This is a genomic window from Sporolactobacillus sp. KGMB 08714 (assembly GCF_036598985.1).
Lineage (GTDB): Bacteria > Bacillota > Bacilli > Bacillales > Sporolactobacillaceae > Sporolactobacillus.
The window spans coordinates 21,880-43,415 of the sequence record NZ_JAUUBW010000005.1; the positions used below are offsets into that span (position 1 = coordinate 21,880).

Here is a 21,536-nt window from a genome sequence, read left to right on the forward strand (position 1 = left end):
AGCAAATCCTGCCAGAATGGCCCTTTTCATTATTATGTTATATCAAATAAAAGTGACACTCGTGTCACTTTTATTTATACTAAATATAACGCCTTTTATTTATGAAAGGGGAGTGAAAATATTGCCGAAAAATATCCTGCATCATTTTCCGTTCAATCATCGTCCCTATATTTTTTTGCTGTCCGCACAGGCGATATCCAATCTCGGGGATTTTTTATACCTCATCGCTTTGTATACGGTTATTGGTGAAAGATGGAGCCTAACGCCTGCGGTCGCGACGGTGACTCTGCTTTGTATGGTCGTTCCGAATATCATTTTCGGCTTTTTTGCCGGAAATGTATCCGACAAGTTGATCGAACGAAAAAAAGTGATGGTGGCCGCCGATATTGTCCGTTGTTTTATTGTTTTCAGTGTTATATTGACGAGCGAACTGTGGCAGTTATTTTCTCTGATCATCTTAGAGAACGTGGCTGCGTCTTTTTTCGAACCGGCAAAAAGCGGAAAGTTAAAAGAAATCGTCGATAATACATCGATACAGCAGGCTGTTTCCTACAGTGAAATGGTCAATAATGCGGCCAAAATAGTCGGGCCGATTCTTGGCGGGATATTGGTTTCGTGGATCGGTTCCGCGTGGATTTTTATATTGGATGCGCTGTCTTTTATTTTGTCCGCTCTTTTGCTGACAGGGCTTCCAAAGCAGGTCTCAAATGACGTCAGAACGTCCTTAAGAAAAACAGACAAAAAGGATATTGCTGCCGTTTTAAGAAACTTTTTTTCCGGATTATCGTTGATTAGACGATCCAAACATATTTTTATGGGGTTATTGATCGTGAGTGCCGTCATGCTCGTCCTGCAGATTTCCGATTCCCAGGCGATCATCTTACTGAGCCGTATACCGAGCTATTCAGCGAATCTATTTGGACTGTGTCTGGCCGGAAGCGGTTTTGGAATGCTTATTTCTTCATTTATTCTGGGCTGTAAAAAATCCGGCGAAAAATTCATCACATTGTTAGTAAGCCCGATCCTGTTGGGCGGCGGCTTGATCTTATCAGGCCTGCTGCTGCATCTGCCCGGCGTCCTCATTTATCTGCTCTATCCCGTTATTTTTTTTATTTGCGGTTTTTCATTTAGTATGGCGGTGATCCCATTTAATGTGTTGACGCAGAAAAATATAACCGTTGACCATACCGGCACTGTTTTTGGTACCATTAACAGTGTGGTGAATGCGGCGATCATTACAGGGATTGCGATCGGAGGGATCATGGCTCAATTTCTCGGGGTCGTTCCTACTTTTTTGACGTCCGGGATCGCCCTGATTGTCATGAGTATGGTGAACATTGCGTTAAAGAAATTGATATTTGGAGGCGTCGGCATTGCCCAAAGTGACAAGAGAACATTTTGATCGTCGAAAAGACGAGATTTTGCATGCCGCTTTAACGATTTTTAAAGAAAAAGGTTTTGAATTAACGACTATGACGGATATAATTAATGCAACACAATTAAGCAGGGGCGGAGTCTATCGTTATTTTTCGAGCACGGAGGAGATCATGCGCGAATATTTGAGGAGAGATATGGCCTCTGAAATCAATGATGTTAAAGATTTAGCGGCGAAGCATGACACGGCCTGGGATGCGGTGATGGAATACATAAAGGATATAGAACAAAATCTTGATGACAGGACAGGAATGGTCATCTATGAATATTTTTTATCAGGATGGAGAAATAGCAGAAGAAAAAAGTTTTTAATCGACCGCTATCAAAAAGGCAAAGCATCATTGCTCTATCTGTTTGAAGCAGGAACAAAAACCGGGGAGTTTACCCCGCTTCAACCATTGGATACGATCGTAAGTTTTTCAATCAATGTTTTTGACGGCCTGTTCCTCGAGGCACAGCTTTCCGGGAAAAGCAGTGTGGATGCGACGGGGCAGCTGAAGGCTTTAATTTTTTATTTTCAGCATGTTCTGAGGGTCAGGCCAAGAAACTAGCCGCAATACTTTTTGAAGTATCGGGTATTTTCGGAGAACGGATTTAGTACGCCCTGAAAGCTGAGATGGCAAAATGTAAAAGAATGTCCTTCTGCGGCTTACAAAAAGGTGATCTAAAGCCTTGCTTTCTTATAATCAATGGTATTCATACTCAGGCTTTTCACTTTTTTACAGGCTTTAAATGGTTTATAATTATTAGCTGATAGCAGTAAGATTGTGACAGGCTTATCATTGGGAAAGGTGTATCCACGGGTGGCGTCTTGTTTTTCGCGGCGTCTAAGGAGAAGCACCTGCTCTTTTTGGCAAATATTGGGGATAAGGAAGGTAATCATGAGCAGCGAACAGAAAAAAACAGACGTCATCTTAATCGGAGCCGGAATCATGAGCGCGACTTTGGGATCATTGCTGAAAGAGTTGGCTCCTGAGTGGAAAATCAAAGTGTTTGAAAAACTCGCAAACGCGGGAAAAGAAAGTTCTAACGAATGGAACAATGCGGGGACGGGCCATTCCGCGCTGTGCGAGCTTAACTATACACCCGAAAAATCGGACGGGTCTATTGATATCAGCAAAGCAATAAGCATTAATGAACGGTTTCAGCTTTCAAGACAGTTCTGGTCCTACCTTGTAAACAGCCATTTGATCGATCATCCGCAGGATTTTATTATGCCGATCCCCCATATGAGTCTGGTCGAAGGAGAAAAAAATGTATCTTTTTTGAAAAAACGTTTTAAAGCGCTATCAAAAAATCCGCTGTTCAAGGGAATGGAATTTTCCGACGATCCTGAAACATTGAAGCAATGGATCCCTCTTATTATGGAAGGCCGCACATCGAATGAACCGATGGCGGCAACAAGGATCGATTTAGGGACGGATGTCAACTTCGGCGCCTTAACACGCATGTTGTTTGAGCATTTAAAGAGTCAAAATGTCGAGATCAATTACGGGCATCGTGTGCAGGATATTCACCGAACCGGCGACGGCCAGTGGGAGGTGAAAGTGCTGGATCCTGCCGGCGGTAAGATCGAATATCATAAGGCAAAATTTGTCTTTATCGGCGGCGGGGGCGGAAGTCTGCCCTTACTGCAGAGGAGCGGCATTCCCGAGTCAAAGCATATTGGCGGATTTCCGGTAAGCGGCCTATTCATGGTGTGCAATAATCCGGAAGTCATCGCCCGGCATCAGGCGAAGGTATACGGCAAAGCGAAGATCGGCGCTCCGCCTATGTCTGTTCCGCATCTGGATACCCGCTATATCGACAATAAAAAAACATTGCTGTTTGGACCGTTTGCCGGCTTCTCGCCGAAGTTTTTAAAAACCGGTTCGCTGTTTGATCTGTTAAAATCCATAAAAACCCATAATCTGGTGACGATGCTGGCGGCCGGTTTAAAAAATGTTCCGTTGACCAGGTACCTGATCCAGCAGATTTTGTTATCGAAAGAACAGCGTATGGGAGCACTGCGCGAGTTCATTCCCAGCGCCAAAAACGAAGATTGGGATCTGGTGACGGCGGGCCAGCGTGTGCAGGTCATCAAAGATACGGATCGCGGCGGCCGGGGAACGCTTCAGTTCGGTACGGAAGTCGTCAGTGCCGCCGACGGCTCGATAGCCGCCCTGCTTGGTGCTTCTCCGGGCGCTTCGACCGCCGTTTATGTCATGCTTCAGGTTCTGGAAGAGTGCTTCCCGCAGCAAATGAAGGAATGGGAACCGAAAATAAAAGAGATGATTCCCTCCTATGGCGTGTCGCTCTCGGAAAATCCGGAGCTTTTCCAGAAAATTCATGACACAACGGCACAGACGCTTGGCATAGGCTAAGAAGATCCGATCCGTCGTCCTCTTTGTTTCCGCAGTGAAGCAATGAATCAGACGGTGGAAAAAGAGATCATATAAAAAAATGAGCAGAGCCCCCAATCCTTGAATGGGGCTCTTTTTGAAATGGGCGGTGCGAGGTTGCGGCGAGCCGTACTATAAAACCTGCATTTCCGTGTTTTTATACCAGAGCCATGAAAAGCCCTGATATTGGAATATTTTTTGACCCATCGTACTCATATCATTCGCTGATATGAACGACATTTTCAATAGCCTCCGCTCACATTTTTAGTACTATTCTTTTTTAGGGAAACGCAGCCGGAGGAGCGTTGTTCGCGTCTTATCGTTTTTCTTGTTCGATTGTGGAACAGGCTTCTCCTCATTTCTACGGTGGAATCTTGTGGGGAAATCCTATCATTGTTTTTACTCATTTTATCACTTTAAAAATGCTGTTAAACCGGCGTATCTATTTAATTTTGAGATTATTTCTGTAAGATGATAAATTAAAAATGAATGAAAACATCTCTTACATCGCTTATTATCCTGATTTTTTTTCCAACTGCATTTGCGATAATCTAACCGTATCGCGGGCAATCATTATTTCTTCGTTAGTGGGAATGACCAGCACCTTGACCGGAGAATCCGTTTTGTTGATAAATATTTTCTCTCCATTCACCCGATTTGCTTCATCATCGCAGAATACACCCATGAATTCAAGACCATGCAGGACTTCCCGGCGAATCATCGGGCTATGTTCGCCGATTCCCGCCGTAAAAATGATTGCATCCACCCCGGACATTTTTACTGCATAGGACCCAATGTATTTTTGAATGCGTTCAGCAAAAATTTGAATTGCCAGTTTTGCCCGATGATTGCCGTGCTTTGCTTCTTTTTCTATATCGCGCAGATCGCTCGAGACACCCGAAATGCCGAGCATCCCGCTTTTTTTATTCAGTACGTTCACGGCCTCGGTCGCATTCATACCGGTTTTATCCATAATATAGGGGATCAGGGCAGGGTCGATGTCCCCCGAACGCGTTCCCATGGTCAGCCCGGCAAGGGGGGTAAACCCCATCGATGTATCGATTGACTTTCCTCCCTTAACGGCCGTGATACTGGAACCATTGCCCAGATGGCAGGAAATCAGTTTAAGTTCTTCAATGGGCCGTCCGATCATCTCCGCCGCGCGAAGCGTCACGTACTGATGGCTCATGCCGTGAAATCCGTATTTTCGAATGCCGTAATCCTTGTAATATTCATAGGGCAGGCCGTAGAGATAGGTGCTGCTTTCCATCGTCTGGTGGAACACCGTATCGAACACCGCTACCTCAGGCACATCGGGAAGGACTTCCCGAAAGGCCTTGATTCCGACCAGGTTGGCCGGAATATGCAGCGGAGCGAGGTCGGAAAGGCTTTCGATTTTCTTAATGACTTCGTCCGTGATCAGGACGGAATCATTAAACGACTCCCCTCCGTGCAGCACGCGGTGCCCGACTCCCTCGATCTCCGACAGCGATTGAATAATCTTATAGGAAACCAGTCGCCTCAGCAACCGGCGAACCGCAGTTTCATGATTGGGAACCGATTTGACTTCCTGAACTCTTTTGCCTCTGACGTCGATGGTAGAAATCGAATCAGATAAACCAATGCGTTCAATAGATCCCTTCGTCACTAAGTTCTCTTCTGGCATATCCAAAAGCTGGAATTTGAGCGACGAACTGCCGGCATTGACCGCCAAAATCAAAGACATCTCATTCACCCCCTGTATTTCTGGAACGCTTACGATCGAAAGCCAGCGATCTATACGAGTAATGAAAGCACGCATCGCCGGTTCTTTAGAAAAGTCCGGCAGTCCGCCGAATGTACTTCATCATCCGTGTACCTCTCTAATTAGATTTTTGCCTCTTCTGCAGCAATTGTCGAGGCAGTCACTCCGCTTCCGCGGGCAATAATAATTTTAAACATGTCCGACGTTCCCTTTCCATTTGACTATCAGAGTCGCGGCATCAATCAAATTCACTGAGAACCTGTTCCGGGGATTTTTCTATGTTCCGGCTGTCAAAGCCGGGAAAAACAGATGATTTTAAAAAACGACGAAACGGGAGGAAAATTACCCTCCCGTTTCGCAGCAGGCCTTGCTGCTGCCTTCTCCGCTTGTTACCGGCCGATCGGGAATTCGTGAGCCCGTCTTACCTTAATCCTTCCCATTTCCAATTCATGACTTCGGGCAGATCGGTCCCTTCGTCCTGTATAAACGACCGGTGCCTGGCGATCATCCGATCCATTTTCTGAACGAAGACGCCGCATTTTTCCGCATACTTTGGCTGGCGCAATATCACAGCCTTGGCAAGATGGAAGCGGTCCAGATGATTGAGAACGCGCATGTCAAAGGGAGTCGTAATGTCTCCTTCTTCTCGATAGCCGTGAATGTAGAAATTTTTATTGTGACGGTTGAAGGTGAGATTCTGAATCAGATCCGCATAACCGTGGAAGGCAAAGAGGACGGGTCTGTCTTTTGTAAAGTAATAATCGAAGGCTTCATCGGAAAGGCCGGTGTAGTCGCTGGAATCGCTTTTATGGCTTTCCAGCCGCATGATGTCCACGACGTTCACAAAGCGGATTTTCATATCCGGGAATGATTGATGCAGAAGCTGAACGGCTGCCAGGCTTTCCATCGTCGGTTCCGTACCGGCGCAGGCAATGACCGCATCAGGTTCCGCTCCGTTATCCGTACTGGCCCAGTCGATTATGGCGAGACCGTTGCTGACCAGGAGCTCCGCTTCTTCGGCCGTGAACCACTGCGGACGCGGGTGCTTTGAAGCAATAACCAGGTTGATCTTATTGTGCGATTTTAGAATCTTATTGAAGACGGCGAGCAGCGTGTTCGCATCGGCCGGCAGATACTCGCCGATGTAATGATGCTTTTTTTCTGCCAGATGGGTCAGCAGTCCGGGATCCTGATGGGAGTAGCCGTTGTGGTCCTGCTGAAACACCGTTGACGAAGCGATGAGGTTCAACGAAGGATAAGGTCTTCGCCAGGAGAGTTCGCTCGCTTTGCGCAGCCATTTAAAATGCTGTGTCAGCATCGAATCAACGACCCTGAGGAAGGATTCATAGCTGGCAAAAAATCCGTGCCGGCCGGTTAGGGTATAGGCTTCAAGCCAGCCTTCAGCCTGATGTTCGGACAGCTGAGCATCGAGGACACGCCCGCTTGGGGCCTCGAATTCATCTCTCGGTTCAAATACCGGGCACATCCACTGGCGGCTGGTCACTTCAAATACCGATTTCAGGCGGTTGGACAGGGTTTCATCGGGGCCGAATACCCGGAAGTTGTCGGGATTCATCGAAATAATGTCACGGACGAATGCACTGAGGACCTGCATATCCTGGGCTTCTTTTTTCCCGGGCTGAACCACTTTAATCGCATATTTTCGGTAGTCGGGCAGGCATAGATCTTTGGGATGGATGCCGCCATTGGTGATCGGATTCATCGACATCCGCCGAGTGCCTTGAGGGATGGTTTCGGCAATGCCGGCAAATAATTTTCCGCTTTTGTCAAATAGTTCTTCCGGTTTATAGGATTTCATCCAGTGCACGAGCGGATCGGCATGTTCCATATGGCTGCGGTCGACGGGAATCGGAATCTGATGGGAACGGAAGGAATTCTCTACCGGTTTGCCTTCCCACATTTTGGGCCCCGTCCAGCCTTTCGGGCAGCGGAAAACGATCATCGGCCATTTTGCCAGCGTCGGCCGATTGTCGGCCCGGGCTTTTCTTTGAATCGTTTGAATATCTGTGATTGCCTGATCCATTGTTTCCGCCATGGCGGTGTGCATCGCCTTCGGTTCCTCGCCTTCAACGAAATAGGGTTTCCAGCCGATTCCCTCGAAGTACTCCGTCAGGTCTTCGTCGGAAGTGCGCGACAATAAAGTCGGATTGCTTAATTTATAGCCGTTCACATAGAGAATCGGCAGGACGGCGCCGTCATTTACAGGGTTGATAAATTTAATCGATTGCCAGGCGGTTGCGAGCGGACCGGTTTCCGCCTCGCCGTCACCGATCACAACGGCAGCGATCACCTCCGGATTATCGAAAATCGCACCGACGCCGTGTGAGAGCGAATAACCTAATTCGCCGCCTTCATGAATCGATCCGGGAGTTTCCGGGGCAGCGTGCGAGGCCACTCCGCCCGGCCAGGAAAACTGTTTGAACAGGAGCTTCATGCCCTCTTTGTCCTGGGACACGGCCGGATAAATCTCGCTGTAGCTTCCGTCAAGATAAGCATTAGAGACCATGACCTGGCCGCCGTGGCCCGGGCCTTCAATGTAAAACATGTTTAAGTCATATTTATTGATGATCCGGTTCAGGTGAGCGTAGATGAAGTTCTGTCCCGAAATAGTGCCCCAGTGCCCGATGGGATGGATCTTGACATCTTCAGGTTTGAGCGCGCGTTCAAGAAGCGGATTGTCTTTCAGGTAGAGCTGGCCGACGGAAAGATAATTGGCTGCACGCCAGTATTTATCCACTTTATTCAAGTATTCCGCTGAAGAATAGTCAATGATCCTGTCCGTCGTTTGAATCGATTGAGTCATTGCAACTGCTCCTTTCAGATATCCAAATTTTTAAAGTGTCAATAATTTGTGAAATATTTCACATGAATCTTTTAAAAAAATGAGTAAAATAAAGGCAACAGAGAGACAGCCATGAGGCCATGCAACTTTCATGTTATTCCGGCAGCCGAACACCTCTGCCTTCCAACGCCCTATTGCCAACGGTTTACGCGTTGAATATAACACACAATGCAGAATAAGTAAATGTGTATGGCAAAATAAATTGTTAAATTTTTTTAGTAAAACTATTTTATAAAAATATATTGACATTGGCTGTTCAAATTCATATGATGAAGGTGTCAAGAGAAGCGTTTCCAATAGTTCCTGTCGTCCATAGGCGGTCTGTTTTAACTAATGGCGCCCGACTGCAGACATTATTGTGAAATAATTCACAAGAAAAGGAGCGGGACTGATGTTAAAAACCGTGAATCAAAATGACAGGCAGACTCCGGTGCTGAAACCGGCTGCACCGTCTCAGAGCGGCAAAGAAGACAATCTTTCGTCAATTAAAGGGGTCATTGATGATTTAGTTAGAAAATCTCAGAAAGCTCTAGCTGTTCTGGCGGATTTTGACCAGGAGAAAGTGGATAAGATTTGCGAAGCGATGGCGATTGCCGCGCTGGATAATCATATGAAACTGGCAAAAATGGCCGTTGAAGAAACCGGCCGCGGCGTTGTCGAAGATAAAGCGGTTAAAAATATCTATGCCAGTGAGTACATCTGGAACAAGATACGGCATGATAAAACGGTCGGCATTATTGAGGACAATGATGAGGAGCAGATAATAAAGATTGCGGAGCCTGTCGGCGTCATTGCGGGCGTGACGCCGGTAACCAATCCGACGTCGACGGTTGTTTTCAAATCGCTGATTGCTTTGAAAACACGGAATACGATCATATTCGGCTTTCATCCGCAGGCACAGAAGTCGTGTGCTGAAGCGGCAAGAATTATTGCGCGGGCAGCCGTTAAGGCGGGAGCGCCGGAAGGCTGCATTCAATGGATTGAGAAACCAAGCATCGAAGCAACGGGAGCCTTAATGAATCACCCGGGCGTCGCAACGGTGCTCGCGACGGGCGGCCCGGGGATGGTCCAGGCTGCCTACTCGACCGGAAAGCCGGCCCTGGGCGTCGGCCCGGGGAACGGGCCGGCCTATATTGAAAAAACGGCGGATATTAAACAGGCGGTGAATGATATTACGCTCTCGAAAACGTTCGATAACGGCATGATCTGCGCCGCGGAAAACAGCGTGATCATTGACGAAGACATTTATGAAGCGGTAAAGGCCGAATTTAAACGATTAGGAAGCGTGATTATCGATAAAAAGGACAATGCGGCTTTAGGAGACGCGATGATGGATCCGAAGCGCGGCAGCGTCAGAGGGCCGATTGCCGGCAGATCGGCCTATCAGATCGCGCAGCTGGCCGGTATCGATGTCCCGAAAGAGACGAAAGTTCTGATTGCGGAGATTGACGGTGTCGGACCGGATTTTCCGCTGTCGCGTGAAAAACTTTCTCCGGTACTTTCCATGTATAAAGCGGGCGGCCATCAGGAAGCGTTTAAAATTGCCGGACAGCTGCTCGATTTCGGCGGTGCGGGCCACACGGCAGCCATTCATACAAAAGACGAGGCCCTGATCCAGCAATTCGGTTTGAAAATGAAAGCGTGCCGTATTTTGGTCAATACTCCCTCTGCACTGGGCGGACTCGGAAATATCTATAATAATATGATCCCGTCGCTGACGTTGGGCACCGGTTCCTACGGGAAAAACTCGATTTCGCATAATGTTTCGGATTTCGATCTTCTGAATATAAAAACCGTCGCCAAGCGGCGGAATAATATGCAGTGGGTGAAATTGCCCCCGAAGGTTTATTTTGAAAGAAATTCACTGCGCTATTTAAAACAGGTGCCCGGCCTCAAACGCGTCTTTCTGGTCTGTGATCCGGGGATGGTGCAATTCGGATATGCCGACCGGGTGGTCAATATGCTCAATCAACGGCGCGAAGAAGTGGACATTGAAATTTTCTCCCAGGTCGAGCCCGATCCTTCAACGGATACCGTATATCGCGGCGTTGAGATCATGAAGAAGTTTCAGCCGGATACGATTATTGCATTAGGCGGCGGTTCCGCTATGGATGCCGCAAAGGGCATGTGGCTCTTTTATGAACAGCCGGATGCCTCGTTTCTCGGCGCAAAACAGAAATTTATGGACATCCGGAAGCGGACTTACAAGGTGCCCGCGCTTAAAAAGGTAACCTATATAGGGATCCCGACCACGTCGGGAACCGGTTCGGAAGTCACACCGTACGCCGTTATTACGGATTCCAAAACACATGTCAAGTACCCGATTACCGATTATGCGCTTCAGCCGGATATCGCGATCGTGGATTCGCAGTTTGTCGAAACACTGCCAAAGCGGACGGTTGCCTGGACGGGGCTGGACGTCATGACCCACGCGGTCGAAGCCTATGTTTCCGTTTATGCTTCGGACTACACCCGCGGCTGGTCGCTGCAGGCCATTAAACTGGTCTTTGATAATCTGCGTGCTTCCTATGCCGGCGATCTGACGGCCCGTGAAAAGATGCATAATGCGTCCACCATTGCCGGGATGGCTTTTGCCAATGCCTTCTTGGGAATTAACCATTCGATTGCGCACAAACTGGGCGGCGAATTTGGACTCCCGCACGGTTTGGCCATTGCGATTACCTTCCCTCAGGTTGTTCGCTTTAACGCGAAGGTGCCGACAAAACTGGCCATCTGGCCGAGGTACAATCGTTATACGGCGGATGAGGACTATGCGGCGATCGCCAAATTCCTCGGCTTCAAAGGCCATTCAACAGAGGAGCTGAAGGAGAGCCTGGTCAATGAATTTATTAAACTGGCACACGACTGCGATGTGACACTCAGTCTGAAAGCAAACGGCGTCGACAAAGTACACTTTGAGGCATCCGTTAACAAATTGGCCGAATTGGCTTATGAAGATCAATGTACGTCCACCAATCCGAAAGAACCGCTGATCAGCGAATTGAAAAAGATTCTTGAAGATGAATACGAGGGTGTCGGCACAGAAAGCAAATAACGCAGAGGTATACGACTGCCGGGGACGGAAGAAAAATTCGGCCCTTCTGAAATGCAGCGGATGAAAATATCCATGCAATTTCAGAAGGGCCTTTTTGTAACTGGGGAGACAAGGCTTGAATGTGCTGCATTTCCGTATATATCAGGGTCTGAGGCCTGTCCCTCATATAACAATTACGGCAGCGAAAAAGGGGCAGGCTGGAAATCCCGATGCGATTTTCAGACGCCCTATTTTTCCGGGGATCCGGTTTAAATGCTGTCCAGAAATTCTTTAATCGCCGACAGGCCCGCACCGCGGGAGACCGGATTTGTTCTGACCCTGCCGAGCTCGATATAATTGTCTTTTTCAGGAAAGGCAGTATTTATGAGGATAAGCTGATTAAGCTCATCCAGATCTTCCTGAATCATATATTGAGTGATTTGACCGTCAATGATAATCTTGTCGTCAAGAAACATATGCAAATTATTTATTGCTATGGCCAGGTAATTCAAAAAACGGTGCCAGCGGATCTTTTTTTCCGCATCCTGACGGCGGAGCGCCCTGAAGAAATCATCGGCGGAATTATCGGCTCCAAGCAGAGAATTAAGCGAACAATACGTTTCAATGCACCCTTTTTTCCCGCAGTAGCACAGCCTTCCGTTGGGATTGATCGTCGAATGTTCAATCGTCCCGCTGCGCCCGTTTTTCCCCGTATATATTTTTTTATCGATCATGATTGCCGCACCGACGTGGCGGCTGATCGTGAGATAGATTGCATCGCGAATTTCCGGATGCATCCATTGTTCGGCGATCGCCACGCATGAAGCATTATGGAAAAAACGGCAGGGGACGTTCAGGTACTTCTGAAATATGTCCGTTGTCATTCCTGTATTATTCAATATTTTCCCATAAATGACTGACCGGCCGTCAAACGAAATAAGTCCCGGAAAAGCAATGCCGATTTCTAAAATATTTTTTTCGGAAACGGAGCTTCCATAAATAAAATTTTCAAGCATCGTACAAAGATCGCGGGCATATTGTTCGCCGTTATTGAAGGCCAAGTCCAGCCGCTGTTCCTTCATGGCTTCTCCGTATAGGTTAATCAGAGAAAAAATAGCATAATTTTGTGCTACTTCGATCCCAATGGTCACTTTGGCTTCCGGACAGATCGTATAGGCGGTTGCCTTTCGACCGACGGCGGAATCGATTTTCCCATCCATCCTGATCAGTTCCTGCTTTTGCAGGAGTGCCAGATTATGGGTAACCGTCGGCAGACTCATTTGTAAATCGGTTGCGATTTTCTGTTTTGAAATTTTTTTGTGACGATATATATGGTGAAAAATATCGCTTTTATTGGATTGTTTGATGTCATTTACTGTGACTCGTTCCATGATTTCTCCTCAAAAAGATGATGCGATTGTAACTGCTGTCTCTCCATTTACATTATATAAAATAATTTTATTAATGAGCTTAACCTAATATAACTGTAACATGAGCCGTTATATTTTTCAAATGTTTATTTGCAAGCAGGGCGGGCTCTGCCGCCTCTTTTTGCTGACTGCGGCACGGTTGCTCCGAGCGTCATGCGGCCGTTCAGGCGGAATCCTGTTTTTAGAAACCGCTTCTGCCGATTTTTCAACAACTGGACAGAGGGAGCAATGGATAAAAGCAGCCTATTAATAAATAGTCTAACATAGGGAGGAAAGAAGATTTTTAAGTCGATTTGCCGCTCGTAAGAAAACTAAAGAATCACAGTTCTGCGCTTTGAACCAATGCTTCAATGGCTTTGTGCCGATCCGGTTTCCCGAACACAGCCGAACCGGCGACAATCCACGCGGCTCCCGCTTTCACGCAAAGCGGGAGCGTCTCCGTATTGATTCCTCCGTCCACCTCGATCTGCACAGACAAATGATTTCTGTTGATCATTTCGCGGACTTCCCCTATTTTGCTGATCATCGATGCAATAAAACGCTGACCTCCGAAGCCCGGATCGACGGTCATAATCAGAACGTAGTCGACATCCTGAATAATGGATCGGATTGCTGAAGCGGGCGTGCCCGGATTAAGGACGACTCCGGCCTTGGCTCCCCCGCCCTTAATGAACTCAATGGCGCGGTGAAGGTGCGTGCAGGCTTCGGCATGAACGGACACCATATCGGCACCCGCCTCCAGAAAAGAAGACAGGAATGGCAGCGGCTCTTCAACCATCAGATGAACATCAAGAGAAGCGGCTGTTTCTTTTTTTAATGCCTGAACGACGTTTGCTCCCATTGTGATATTGGGAACGAAGTGGCCGTCCATGACGTCGACATGTATTGTGTCGACATCCTTTTCCACATCGTGGACCTCCTCGGCAAGATGGGCGAAATCAGCAGACAGAATCGAGGGTAAAATTTTCATATTTCATTTCCTCCCCATGTAAAACTCTTATTTTATTAAAATGCAAGCGTTTTCCAAGTGAAGTTTACAGCTTAAGAAATGAAAAGTCAAAATCCTTCAACCATGAATACGGTGTGTAAAACGGATTTTTAGATTCGCATTTATATACATGCTAAAATATTTTCTGTAATAGACTGGAAGAAAACGGGGAAAATAATCGGGACCATTTTGAAAACGTGCGGCCAATGACTGTCACTCGAATACCAGCGTCAATAGCGTCTGGAACATCTCAAGGACGAAATATCCGGGTGCTCTTCTGACGGGGACAAGCAGGAGAATCCGGCCGGATGTCCAAAAAAGCAGCCGCCTGCCATTCGGGTGATTGAGCGATTGTTTCTCTCAGGTTGTACAAGATTTCGGGCCTGATCAGGCGGCTTTCGACGGGTGAATGAGAACTTTCGGAAAAATCAGCACCATAGTGTGCAACGGGGTGACGATAAATGGAACTGAAAACGTATACAAAACGATAACTTTACGTAGTACAATAAATTCGTAGGAGGAAAGAGGGATGTATCTCAGCAAAAGAAGTGACATGTTGCTCAAGGATTTGCTGACGCATAGGATCAGAACGAGCAGAGAGCTGCAAACCAAATATAGCCTATCTAGGCGACAGGTGGATTACAGCATTTCCAAATTAAACGAGTGGTTGGATGAAAAGCATTATCCATGCATTGAGCACACCTCATCCGGTGCTTTCGTTGCATCCTCACAGTTACTTAAAATGATGGGAAATTCAGAGAAAGGAGAAGGTAGTCAAAAAAAGAACAACGACTGGTATGTTTCCTCCCGCAAAGAACGCTGCTATGTCATCATTTTAATGATCATTACGAGAAGCGAACAATTATCGGTGAATCACTTTGTAGTAGAACTGGGGGTGAGCCGAAACACGGTTTTGAGAGACCTGAAAGAAGTATCGGAGGTCTTGAACGGCTTTCAACTTGAGCTGATTTATTCTCGGAAAGACGGATATCGGATCATCGGGAAAGAAGGAGATAAACGCTTTGTTCTGATAAAAATTATGAACCATTTGATTAATATGTACGACGGTGAAGCCCTTCTTCAGCATTTCATGAATGTCTCGCAAACGGAAATTACGTCCTGGAGAAGAAAACTGGAACAAGTGGAAAACAGATTGAGCTGGAAGTTCGTCGACAGCAAAATGCAGCTCCTGCCCTATGTTCTTGAAAGTATTTTTAAACGGGTCGCTGCAGGACATATCATTGAAAACGTATTCTTTGCCGACCCCGGGGAGCTTTCGGATACGCGGGAATACGCAGCAGCTGATTTACTCATAAACGGCAGAAAAAATTTACCAAAAGAAGAGCGCATGTACATTACCTTACAAGTACTGACATCAAACATCATCCCTTCCAAAGATTTCATGTTTGATGACATACCAAGCTTAGAACATGCGACAGAGGACTTTCTCGATCTGTTTGAGAAAAACACATGCGTGACCTTAACGGAAAAAGAGACATTATTCAAAAAATTAATGGCTCATCTGAAGCCTGCCTACTATCGAGTCAAGTATCGGCTCAGCTACGATTATAGCGGTCTGCAACAAATTAGTCAAGAATACCGCGTGATTAACTATTTTGTGAAAATTTCATTGGCTCCCTTGCAGAAATTAATTGATTGCCCGATTCCCGATAAAGAAATATTATTTATTTCCCTGTTTATCGGAAGTCATCTCATTAATTTCGGCACTCAGTTCAGCTCGAAGCTAAAGGCATTAGTCGTCTGTACAAACGGGATTTCCATATCTCTGCTGATGGAAAAGACGTTAAAAGATATGTTTCCCGAGATGCTCTTTTATAAGGCTGTTTCTTTGCGCGAATTCAAAAAATTTCCATTTCCTTATGATATTGTCTTTTCGTCAATACCTGTTGAAACCAAACCGAAGTCCTTGCTGTTTATCGTCAATAACTTAATGAATGATAAGGAAAAGTTAAGACTTAAACACAATGTGATTAAAGAGATCTATCATCTGAACAATGAAGATTTGGATGGCGTTCAGAAAATAATTTCAATTATTGAGAAGTATGCCTGCATCAAGGAAAAAGAAAAAGGGAAATTACAATCGGCCCTGACGGATTTTTTTGTCGGAAAAAATACAGATTATTCCCATCCGTTTAATAGTAAGGAATTATCAAAACAAAGCGTGCATCTTCAGGAAATCATGCCTGTTTCAATGATCCAGCAAGTCGATCGGGTCGCAGGCTGGGCAGAGGCATTGGAGATTGCTGCGCTTCCGCTTTTGCAAGCAGAAGTGATTGAGCAGCGCTATCTGCAAACGCTTAAAATCCAGTATAGCAAACCGGCAACTCAGATCATGCTCGGGCAATCGATTGCTCTGCCGCATGCAGAACCCCAATATGGTGCCAATAAGCTGGGTATGAGCCTTTTGCACATTCGGAGTGGATTGGAAACGGATACTTCACGATTATTATATTTCATTGTTATTTTATCGGCGATTGATAAAAAGTCACATTTTAATGCCTTGTTGGAATTGACACGAATCGCCCAATCAAAATCGTGCATAGAACGAATGAAAAAGGCAGGAAGCTGCCGGGAGCTGTACCATCTGATGAAAGAATTCAGCAGCCATTGTGAGATTACCGTATAAGGGGCGATCAGCAAGATGAGCATAAAAGATTTTGTGCATAAGGAATTAATATTCGTGGGTTTAAATCCGTCATCTCAGAGAGAATTGCTTCAATTTTTATATGATCAGGCGAAGCGGAGCGGTCATGTCACAGATGATTTTCTTGAACGGCTGCTGCAAAGAGAAGAAAAATTTCCGACTGGTCTGGAACTTCCAGGCTATAATGTGTCGATACCGCATACGGATGCTGAATGTGTCAAAAAAGAGTTCATCGCGATTGCGACGCTGAATACGCCGATTCCCTTTTATCTGATGGAAGACAAGGGAAAGCAGGCGGATGTTTCTCTTGTTTTTATGCTTGGACTGAAGAATCCGCATGATCAATTGGAGGTCCTTAAGGAGCTCATCGGCTTAATACAGGATAAAGATAAAGTCGCCCAATTAGTTTCCGCGTCTTCCAAAGATGATGTTTTTCAGACGCTTCATACTGCATCGATACGTAAGTAAATGGGATGAAAAGAGGGAAAACGACTATGACCAAAAAAATATTGGTCGCCTGCGGTGCGGGAATCGCTACGTCGACTGTCGTTGCCAATCATGTTGAAAATTTAATTAAGGATCATAAGCTGGATGCACAAATTGAACAATGCAAAATTACCGAAGTCAAGTCGAAACAAAAGGGTGCGGATTTAATTGTCTCGACAACCATTCTGCCGACGAAATATGATATTCCGGCTGTTATTGCTACTGCATACATCAGCGGGATCGGGATGGGAGCACTGGATGAAAAAATTTTAAACTATCTAAAACAATAAAAACAATAAATAATCTATGGGGTGAGAAGAGATGACAGCGCTTTATAATGGGGTCCAGTATGTTCTAGGCTTAGGAGCCACTGTTATTTTGCCTTTAGCAATTTTTATTATTGCGCTTTGCTTCCGTGTCAATATCAGTAAAGCTTTTCGATCCGCGATTACGATCGGCATCGGCTTTGTCGGCATTAATCTAGTCATTGGCTTACTGACTGATAACCTCGGCCCGGCGGCCCATGCAATGGTCAAGAATTTCGGCCTCCACTTGACGATTCTGGACACAGGATGGCCGTCAGCCGCTGCCGCCGCCTGGGCGACTCCGGTAGCCGCCGTTTTGATTCCTCTCTGCTTAGTGCTGAATATTATTCTATTATTTTTAAAAGTGACGAAAACCTTTGATATTGATATATGGAATTACTGGCATTTTATGGCGGCCGCAGCCACCGGTTATATCGTAACGGGAGGGAACTGGTGGTTCGCCATACTCTGTGCGTTCATCTATGAAATCATTGTTCTGATCATCGCCGATCGCGCGGCACCTTATACCACTGGTTTCTATCAGCTTGAAGGCATCACCTGCCCGACCGGATCGACGACGGCATATGGATTAATCGGCGTTCCTATCGGCTGGGCTATTTCGAAGATCCCCGGGATCAACAAATTAAAGGCCGATCCGGAAACGATTCAAAAAAGATTCGGCATTTTTGGCGAACCGGCCATCATGGGCCTGATCATCGGCCTGATCATCGGTCTGCTCGGCGGTTACGATATCGGGAAAGCTTTTCAACTTGGGATTGCCCTCGGCGGTGTTATGTTCCTGATGCCGCGAATGGTCAAGATTCTGATGGAAGGACTGATTCCGATTTCCGAGTCGATCCGGGATACGATCAGTAAACGGTTCCACGGCCGTGAAGTTTATCTGGGGCTCGATGCCGCGCTGACGATCGGCCATCCGGCGAATATCGCGACCGGCCTGATTCTCGTACCGATTACTCTGTTGCTTGCAGTGATTCTTCCAGGCAACCGGGTCCTGCCGTTCGGAGATCTGGCAACAATTCCGTTCTATGTTTCCTTTATCGTTGCTTCCAGAAAAGGCAACATTATTCAGTCGCTGCTGGCAGGAATAGTTGTTATTTCCCTGGCTCTGCTGATGGCAACCAACTTCGGACCGGTTCACACGATCATGATGAAGGGCGTTTATAATTTCCCGAACGGCGTTACCGAAGTTTCTTCGCTTGACATGGGCGGCAACATACTGAACTGGATTATCCTGAAATTCGCACAAATCGTTCATGCGGTTCTCTGATTCTTATAAATAGTGGGTGGTAATGTTATGAAAGCAGCCGTATTGCATGAAAATAATGTTATTGAATATGAAGATGTACAGTTGCCGGAACTAAAGCCGGATGAAGTAAAAATTCAGGTCAAAGCATGCGGCATCTGCGGCTCGGATACGCATAAGATGCAGACGCGTTGGAAGTATCCTCTGCCGGCGATTATGGGTCATGAGTTTTCAGGTATCGTTGTCGAAAAAGGGGATGAAGTCGACAATGTTCAGGAAGGCGAGCGAGTCGTCGCGATTCCCTTCATTCCGTGCGGCCGCTGTGAATTTTGCGAACGGGGCGACTACTCTTTATGCAACAACTATAAAATGATCGGTTCCGTCCGCTACGGCGGTTTTGCCGAATATGCCAACGTTCCGGCGAAAAATGTTATTTCGATCGGCGGGCTGGATTTTGAAAGTGCCGCGATGATTGAGCCTTCCGCCGTCGCTCTTCATGCGGTCCTCAATCTGAAACCGAGGGTCGGCGACCAAGTAGCAGTCTTCGGTATCGGAACGATCGGTATGCTTGTCATCGAATGGCTGAGACTTTCCGGCGTTAAGGATATTATAGCGATCGATATAGTCCCTGAGAAACTAACTCAGGCTAAGGATATGGGCTGCCGGTATGTTATTAATTCCAAAGAAGAGAACATACAGCAGAGGGTCCTTGAGATAACGGATCAGGCCGGCGTCGATGTCGTGTTTGAATGTGCCGGGTCAAAATTTACCCAGGAGCAATCCCTATTAATACCAAAAAAGAAAGGAAAGGTCGGTTATGTCGGTATTGCTTATGCCGATGTCACATTGCATGAGAAAGCTTTTGAGAACATTTTCCGCAGAGAACTGACACTCAGGGGATGCTGGAATTCTTACACGGCGCCCTTCCCGGGAAGAGCATGGACGACCACCATTGCGATGCTTCAGCAAAAACGGCTGAATCTGGCAAAATACATTTCTCATCATTTTCCTTTAAGAGACACAAAAAAAGCATTCGACATGATGATCAATCGTGAGCAGCCTTTTAATAAAGTGATGATATTACCAACTCCGGAGGCGAACCGATGATGAAAGCAGTAGTCAAAGAAGAACCAGGCTATGATCATATGACCTTAAAAGATGTTCCCGAGCCTGAAGTCTACGGCGATCGCGTCAAAATAGAAGTGGCTTATACAGGCATCTGCGGCTCGGATATTCACACATTTAAAGGAGAGTATAAGAATCCGATCACACCTGTTACCTTGGGGCATGAATTTTCAGGCAGAGTAGTGGAAGTAGGCCCTGATGTCCGATCCATTAAGGTCGGTGACCGGGTCACGAGTGAAACAACCTTTGAAACTTGCGAAACATGTGATTACTGCAAGGAAAAAGATTACAATCTTTGCAGCCACCGCAAGGGCATAGGCACGCAGGTAAACGGCAGTTTTACAAAATATGTCCTGTCAAGAGAAGAAAGCTGCCATGTGCTTGACGATGGTCTGTCTTATCAGGCTGCCGCTCTAAGTGAACCGCTGTCCTGCTGCGTCCATGCCGCTCTTGAGAAAACGACGGTCACTGCCGATGATAAAGTGCTTATTTTTGGCCCCGGTCCCATTGGATTGCTGCTTCTTCAGGTTGTGAAGGCTCAGGGCGCTTTCGCAATCATGTCCGGTATTACAAAGGATCAGAACCGCCTGAAACTGGCCAAAGAGCTTGGTGCCGATGCCATTGTCGACACAATGAAAGAAGATCTGAATGAGATTGTTTTAAAAATAACGGACGGATACGGCGTAGATCGTGTCTTTGATTGCTCGGGCGCTGTACCGGCCGTTAATGCGGGGCTCCCCCTTATTAGAAAGAAAGGAACATTTGTTCAAGTGGGATTGTTCGCGGAGAAAGCCAATCCGCTTGATGAGGAATCGATTATTCAAAGAGAGATTACCTATATCGGAAGCCGATCGCAGAAACCAAGTTCCTGGCTGATTGCTCTTGATCTTCTGACGAAAAAGAAGATTAATGCAGGCAAAATGATTACGAAAGTCTTTCCGCTCGAAAAATGGCGGGAAGCTTTCGAAGCAGTCATGGGCGGTCAGGAAATTAAAGTGTTGATTAAATCCTGAAAATCATAGGGTATAAAATTTTGAGTAGAGAGATTTATCTCTCTGCTCTGATATATTTGGAGGAGAAACAATGAATGATTTAAACGTCAAAATTTATGCCGACGGCGCGGATCTTCAGGAGATGCTGGCCGCTTACAGGGCCGGATTCGTGAAGGGGTTTACGACCAACCCTAGCCTGATGAAAAAAGCGGGCGTCAAAGATTATCTGGCCTTTGCTCAAGAAGTCCTGCAGAAAATTCCCGATTTGCCGATTTCGTTTGAAGTCTTCGCCGACGATTTTGCCGCGATGGAAAAGGAGGCCCTGAAGATTCACTCGTTCGGCCGCAACGTCTTTGTCAAGATCCCGATCATGAACACTCAGGGGGCCTCGTCCATCCCGCTCATTAAAAAGCTTTCCCATCAGGGGCTGTCCCTGAATGTGACGGCCATTCTGACGACGGAACAGGTGGACGCGGCCGTGGATGCGCTGAACCCGGAGGTCGAAAGTATTGTCTCGGTGTTCGCGGGAAGGATTGCCGATACGGGACGCGATCCGATTCCGTATATGAAAAAATCGGTCAGCCTTTGCCGGCGGAACTCCTGCGCCCGGCTTCTCTGGGCCAGCTCCCGCGAATTGTTCAATGTCTATGAGGCGGACCGCCTGGGCGTCGATATCATTACCTGTACGCCGGCGATTATCGAAAAGCTGAAAAAAGTCGGAAAAACACTGGAACAGGTTTCCCTGGATACGGTGAAAGGATTCAACCGCGACATTCAGACGCTGGGCTATTCGATTCTTTAAAATTAAAAAAGAGGGACGAACAT

15 protein-coding genes are annotated in these 21,536 nt (G+C 46.6%); 11 read left to right on the forward strand and 4 right to left on the reverse strand.

Going from position 1 to position 21,536, the window contains the following annotated elements; translation table 11 throughout:
- Nucleotides 1-121 precede the first annotated feature (121 nt).
- The 3 genes from Q6A92_RS03200 to Q6A92_RS03210 all read left to right on the forward strand — a co-directional run bounded on the left by Q6A92_RS03200 (nucleotide 122) and on the right by Q6A92_RS03210 (nucleotide 3,797).
- Entirely contained in the window at nucleotides 122-1,402 is a 1,281-nt protein-coding gene (locus Q6A92_RS03200; RefSeq protein WP_332237004.1) for an MFS transporter, read from the forward strand.
- Nucleotides 1,383-1,985: a TetR family transcriptional regulator gene (locus tag Q6A92_RS03205; protein WP_274401943.1), complete on the forward strand. Its 603-nt coding sequence runs from the start codon at nucleotides 1,383-1,385 to the stop codon at nucleotides 1,983-1,985. The genes Q6A92_RS03200 and Q6A92_RS03205 overlap by 20 nt, the downstream gene beginning before the upstream one ends.
- A gap of 327 nt (nucleotides 1,986-2,312) precedes the next feature.
- Nucleotides 2,313-3,797 carry a malate:quinone oxidoreductase gene (locus tag Q6A92_RS03210; protein ID WP_332237062.1) on the forward strand — a complete coding sequence of 495 codons (1,485 nt, stop codon included), beginning with the start codon at nucleotides 2,313-2,315 and terminating at the stop codon, nucleotides 3,795-3,797.
- Nucleotides 3,798-4,329: 532 nt separating this feature from the next.
- Here Q6A92_RS03210 and Q6A92_RS03215 read toward each other — a convergent pair.
- Nucleotides 4,330-5,541 (reverse strand): acetate/propionate family kinase, encoded by a 1,212-nt coding sequence (locus Q6A92_RS03215; RefSeq protein ID WP_332237005.1) that lies wholly within the window; start codon nucleotides 5,539-5,541, stop codon nucleotides 4,330-4,332.
- Between the two features lie 439 nt (nucleotides 5,542-5,980).
- A complete protein-coding gene (locus Q6A92_RS03220) occupies nucleotides 5,981-8,383 on the reverse strand; it encodes a phosphoketolase family protein (protein ID WP_332237006.1) in 2,403 nt (800 codons plus the stop codon).
- 430 nt (nucleotides 8,384-8,813) lie between these two features.
- Between Q6A92_RS03220 and adhE the strand changes: the two genes are divergently transcribed.
- Nucleotides 8,814-11,477, forward strand: a complete 2,664-nt coding sequence (adhE, locus tag Q6A92_RS03225; protein ID WP_332237007.1) for a bifunctional acetaldehyde-CoA/alcohol dehydrogenase — start codon at nucleotides 8,814-8,816, stop codon at nucleotides 11,475-11,477.
- 248 nt (nucleotides 11,478-11,725) lie between these two features.
- Here the strand turns inward: adhE and Q6A92_RS03230 are convergent, their stop codons facing one another.
- Together Q6A92_RS03230 and rpe are read right to left on the reverse strand one after the other, a co-directional pair.
- Entirely contained in the window at nucleotides 11,726-12,847 is a 1,122-nt protein-coding gene (locus Q6A92_RS03230) for an ROK family protein (RefSeq protein WP_332237008.1), read from the reverse strand.
- 358 nt (nucleotides 12,848-13,205) lie between these two features.
- Nucleotides 13,206-13,856 carry a ribulose-phosphate 3-epimerase gene (gene rpe / locus Q6A92_RS03235; RefSeq protein WP_274402192.1) on the reverse strand — a complete coding sequence of 217 codons (651 nt, stop codon included), beginning with the start codon at nucleotides 13,854-13,856 and terminating at the stop codon, nucleotides 13,206-13,208.
- Between the two features lie 547 nt (nucleotides 13,857-14,403).
- Here rpe and Q6A92_RS03240 point away from each other — a divergent pair.
- From Q6A92_RS03240 to Q6A92_RS03270, 7 genes are all read left to right on the forward strand, one after another.
- Nucleotides 14,404-16,521: a BglG family transcription antiterminator gene (locus Q6A92_RS03240; RefSeq protein WP_332237009.1), complete on the forward strand. Its 2,118-nt coding sequence runs from the start codon at nucleotides 14,404-14,406 to the stop codon at nucleotides 16,519-16,521.
- A 15-nt stretch (nucleotides 16,522-16,536) separates the two neighbouring features.
- On the forward strand, nucleotides 16,537-17,007 hold the full coding sequence (locus Q6A92_RS03245; RefSeq protein ID WP_274402194.1) for a PTS sugar transporter subunit IIA: 471 nt from the start codon (nucleotides 16,537-16,539) through the stop codon (nucleotides 17,005-17,007).
- Between the two features lie 26 nt (nucleotides 17,008-17,033).
- Entirely contained in the window at nucleotides 17,034-17,315 is a 282-nt protein-coding gene (locus Q6A92_RS03250; RefSeq protein ID WP_274402195.1) for a PTS sugar transporter subunit IIB, read from the forward strand.
- 31 nt (nucleotides 17,316-17,346) lie between these two features.
- Entirely contained in the window at nucleotides 17,347-18,618 is a 1,272-nt protein-coding gene (locus Q6A92_RS03255) for a PTS galactitol transporter subunit IIC (RefSeq protein WP_274402196.1), read from the forward strand.
- A 27-nt stretch (nucleotides 18,619-18,645) separates the two neighbouring features.
- The gene (locus Q6A92_RS03260; RefSeq protein ID WP_274402197.1) at nucleotides 18,646-19,701 is read left to right on the forward strand and encodes a galactitol-1-phosphate 5-dehydrogenase; all 1,056 of its coding nucleotides are present in this window, start codon (nucleotides 18,646-18,648) and stop codon (nucleotides 19,699-19,701) included.
- A complete protein-coding gene (locus Q6A92_RS03265; RefSeq protein WP_274402203.1) occupies nucleotides 19,701-20,732 on the forward strand; it encodes a zinc-binding dehydrogenase in 1,032 nt (343 codons plus the stop codon). The genes Q6A92_RS03260 and Q6A92_RS03265 overlap by 1 nt, the downstream gene beginning before the upstream one ends.
- A gap of 70 nt (nucleotides 20,733-20,802) precedes the next feature.
- A complete protein-coding gene (locus Q6A92_RS03270; protein ID WP_332237012.1) occupies nucleotides 20,803-21,513 on the forward strand; it encodes a transaldolase in 711 nt (236 codons plus the stop codon).
- The last annotated feature ends 23 nt before the right edge of the window (nucleotides 21,514-21,536 follow it).

What these genes read in the sequence shown, in the direction of transcription:
- Q6A92_RS03215 (WP_332237005.1), bottom strand. Translation starts at nt 5,541, where the DNA reads ATGTCTTTGATTTTGGCGGTCAATGCCGGCAGTTCGTCGCTCAAATTC.
- Q6A92_RS03220 (WP_332237006.1), bottom strand. Translation starts at nt 8,383, where the DNA reads ATGACTCAATCGATTCAAACGACGGACAGGATCATTGACTATTCTTCA.
- adhE (WP_332237007.1), top strand. Translation starts at nt 8,814, where the DNA reads ATGTTAAAAACCGTGAATCAAAATGACAGGCAGACTCCGGTGCTGAAA.
- Q6A92_RS03230 (WP_332237008.1), bottom strand. Translation starts at nt 12,847, where the DNA reads ATGGAACGAGTCACAGTAAATGACATCAAACAATCCAATAAAAGCGAT.
- rpe (WP_274402192.1), bottom strand. Translation starts at nt 13,856, where the DNA reads ATGAAAATTTTACCCTCGATTCTGTCTGCTGATTTCGCCCATCTTGCC.
- Q6A92_RS03240 (WP_332237009.1), top strand. Translation starts at nt 14,404, where the DNA reads ATGTATCTCAGCAAAAGAAGTGACATGTTGCTCAAGGATTTGCTGACG.
- Q6A92_RS03245 (WP_274402194.1), top strand. Translation starts at nt 16,537, where the DNA reads ATGAGCATAAAAGATTTTGTGCATAAGGAATTAATATTCGTGGGTTTA.
- Q6A92_RS03250 (WP_274402195.1), top strand. Translation starts at nt 17,034, where the DNA reads ATGACCAAAAAAATATTGGTCGCCTGCGGTGCGGGAATCGCTACGTCG.
- Q6A92_RS03255 (WP_274402196.1), top strand. Translation starts at nt 17,347, where the DNA reads ATGACAGCGCTTTATAATGGGGTCCAGTATGTTCTAGGCTTAGGAGCC.
- Q6A92_RS03260 (WP_274402197.1), top strand. Translation starts at nt 18,646, where the DNA reads ATGAAAGCAGCCGTATTGCATGAAAATAATGTTATTGAATATGAAGAT.
- Q6A92_RS03265 (WP_274402203.1), top strand. Translation starts at nt 19,701, where the DNA reads ATGAAAGCAGTAGTCAAAGAAGAACCAGGCTATGATCATATGACCTTA.
- Q6A92_RS03270 (WP_332237012.1), top strand. Translation starts at nt 20,803, where the DNA reads ATGAATGATTTAAACGTCAAAATTTATGCCGACGGCGCGGATCTTCAG.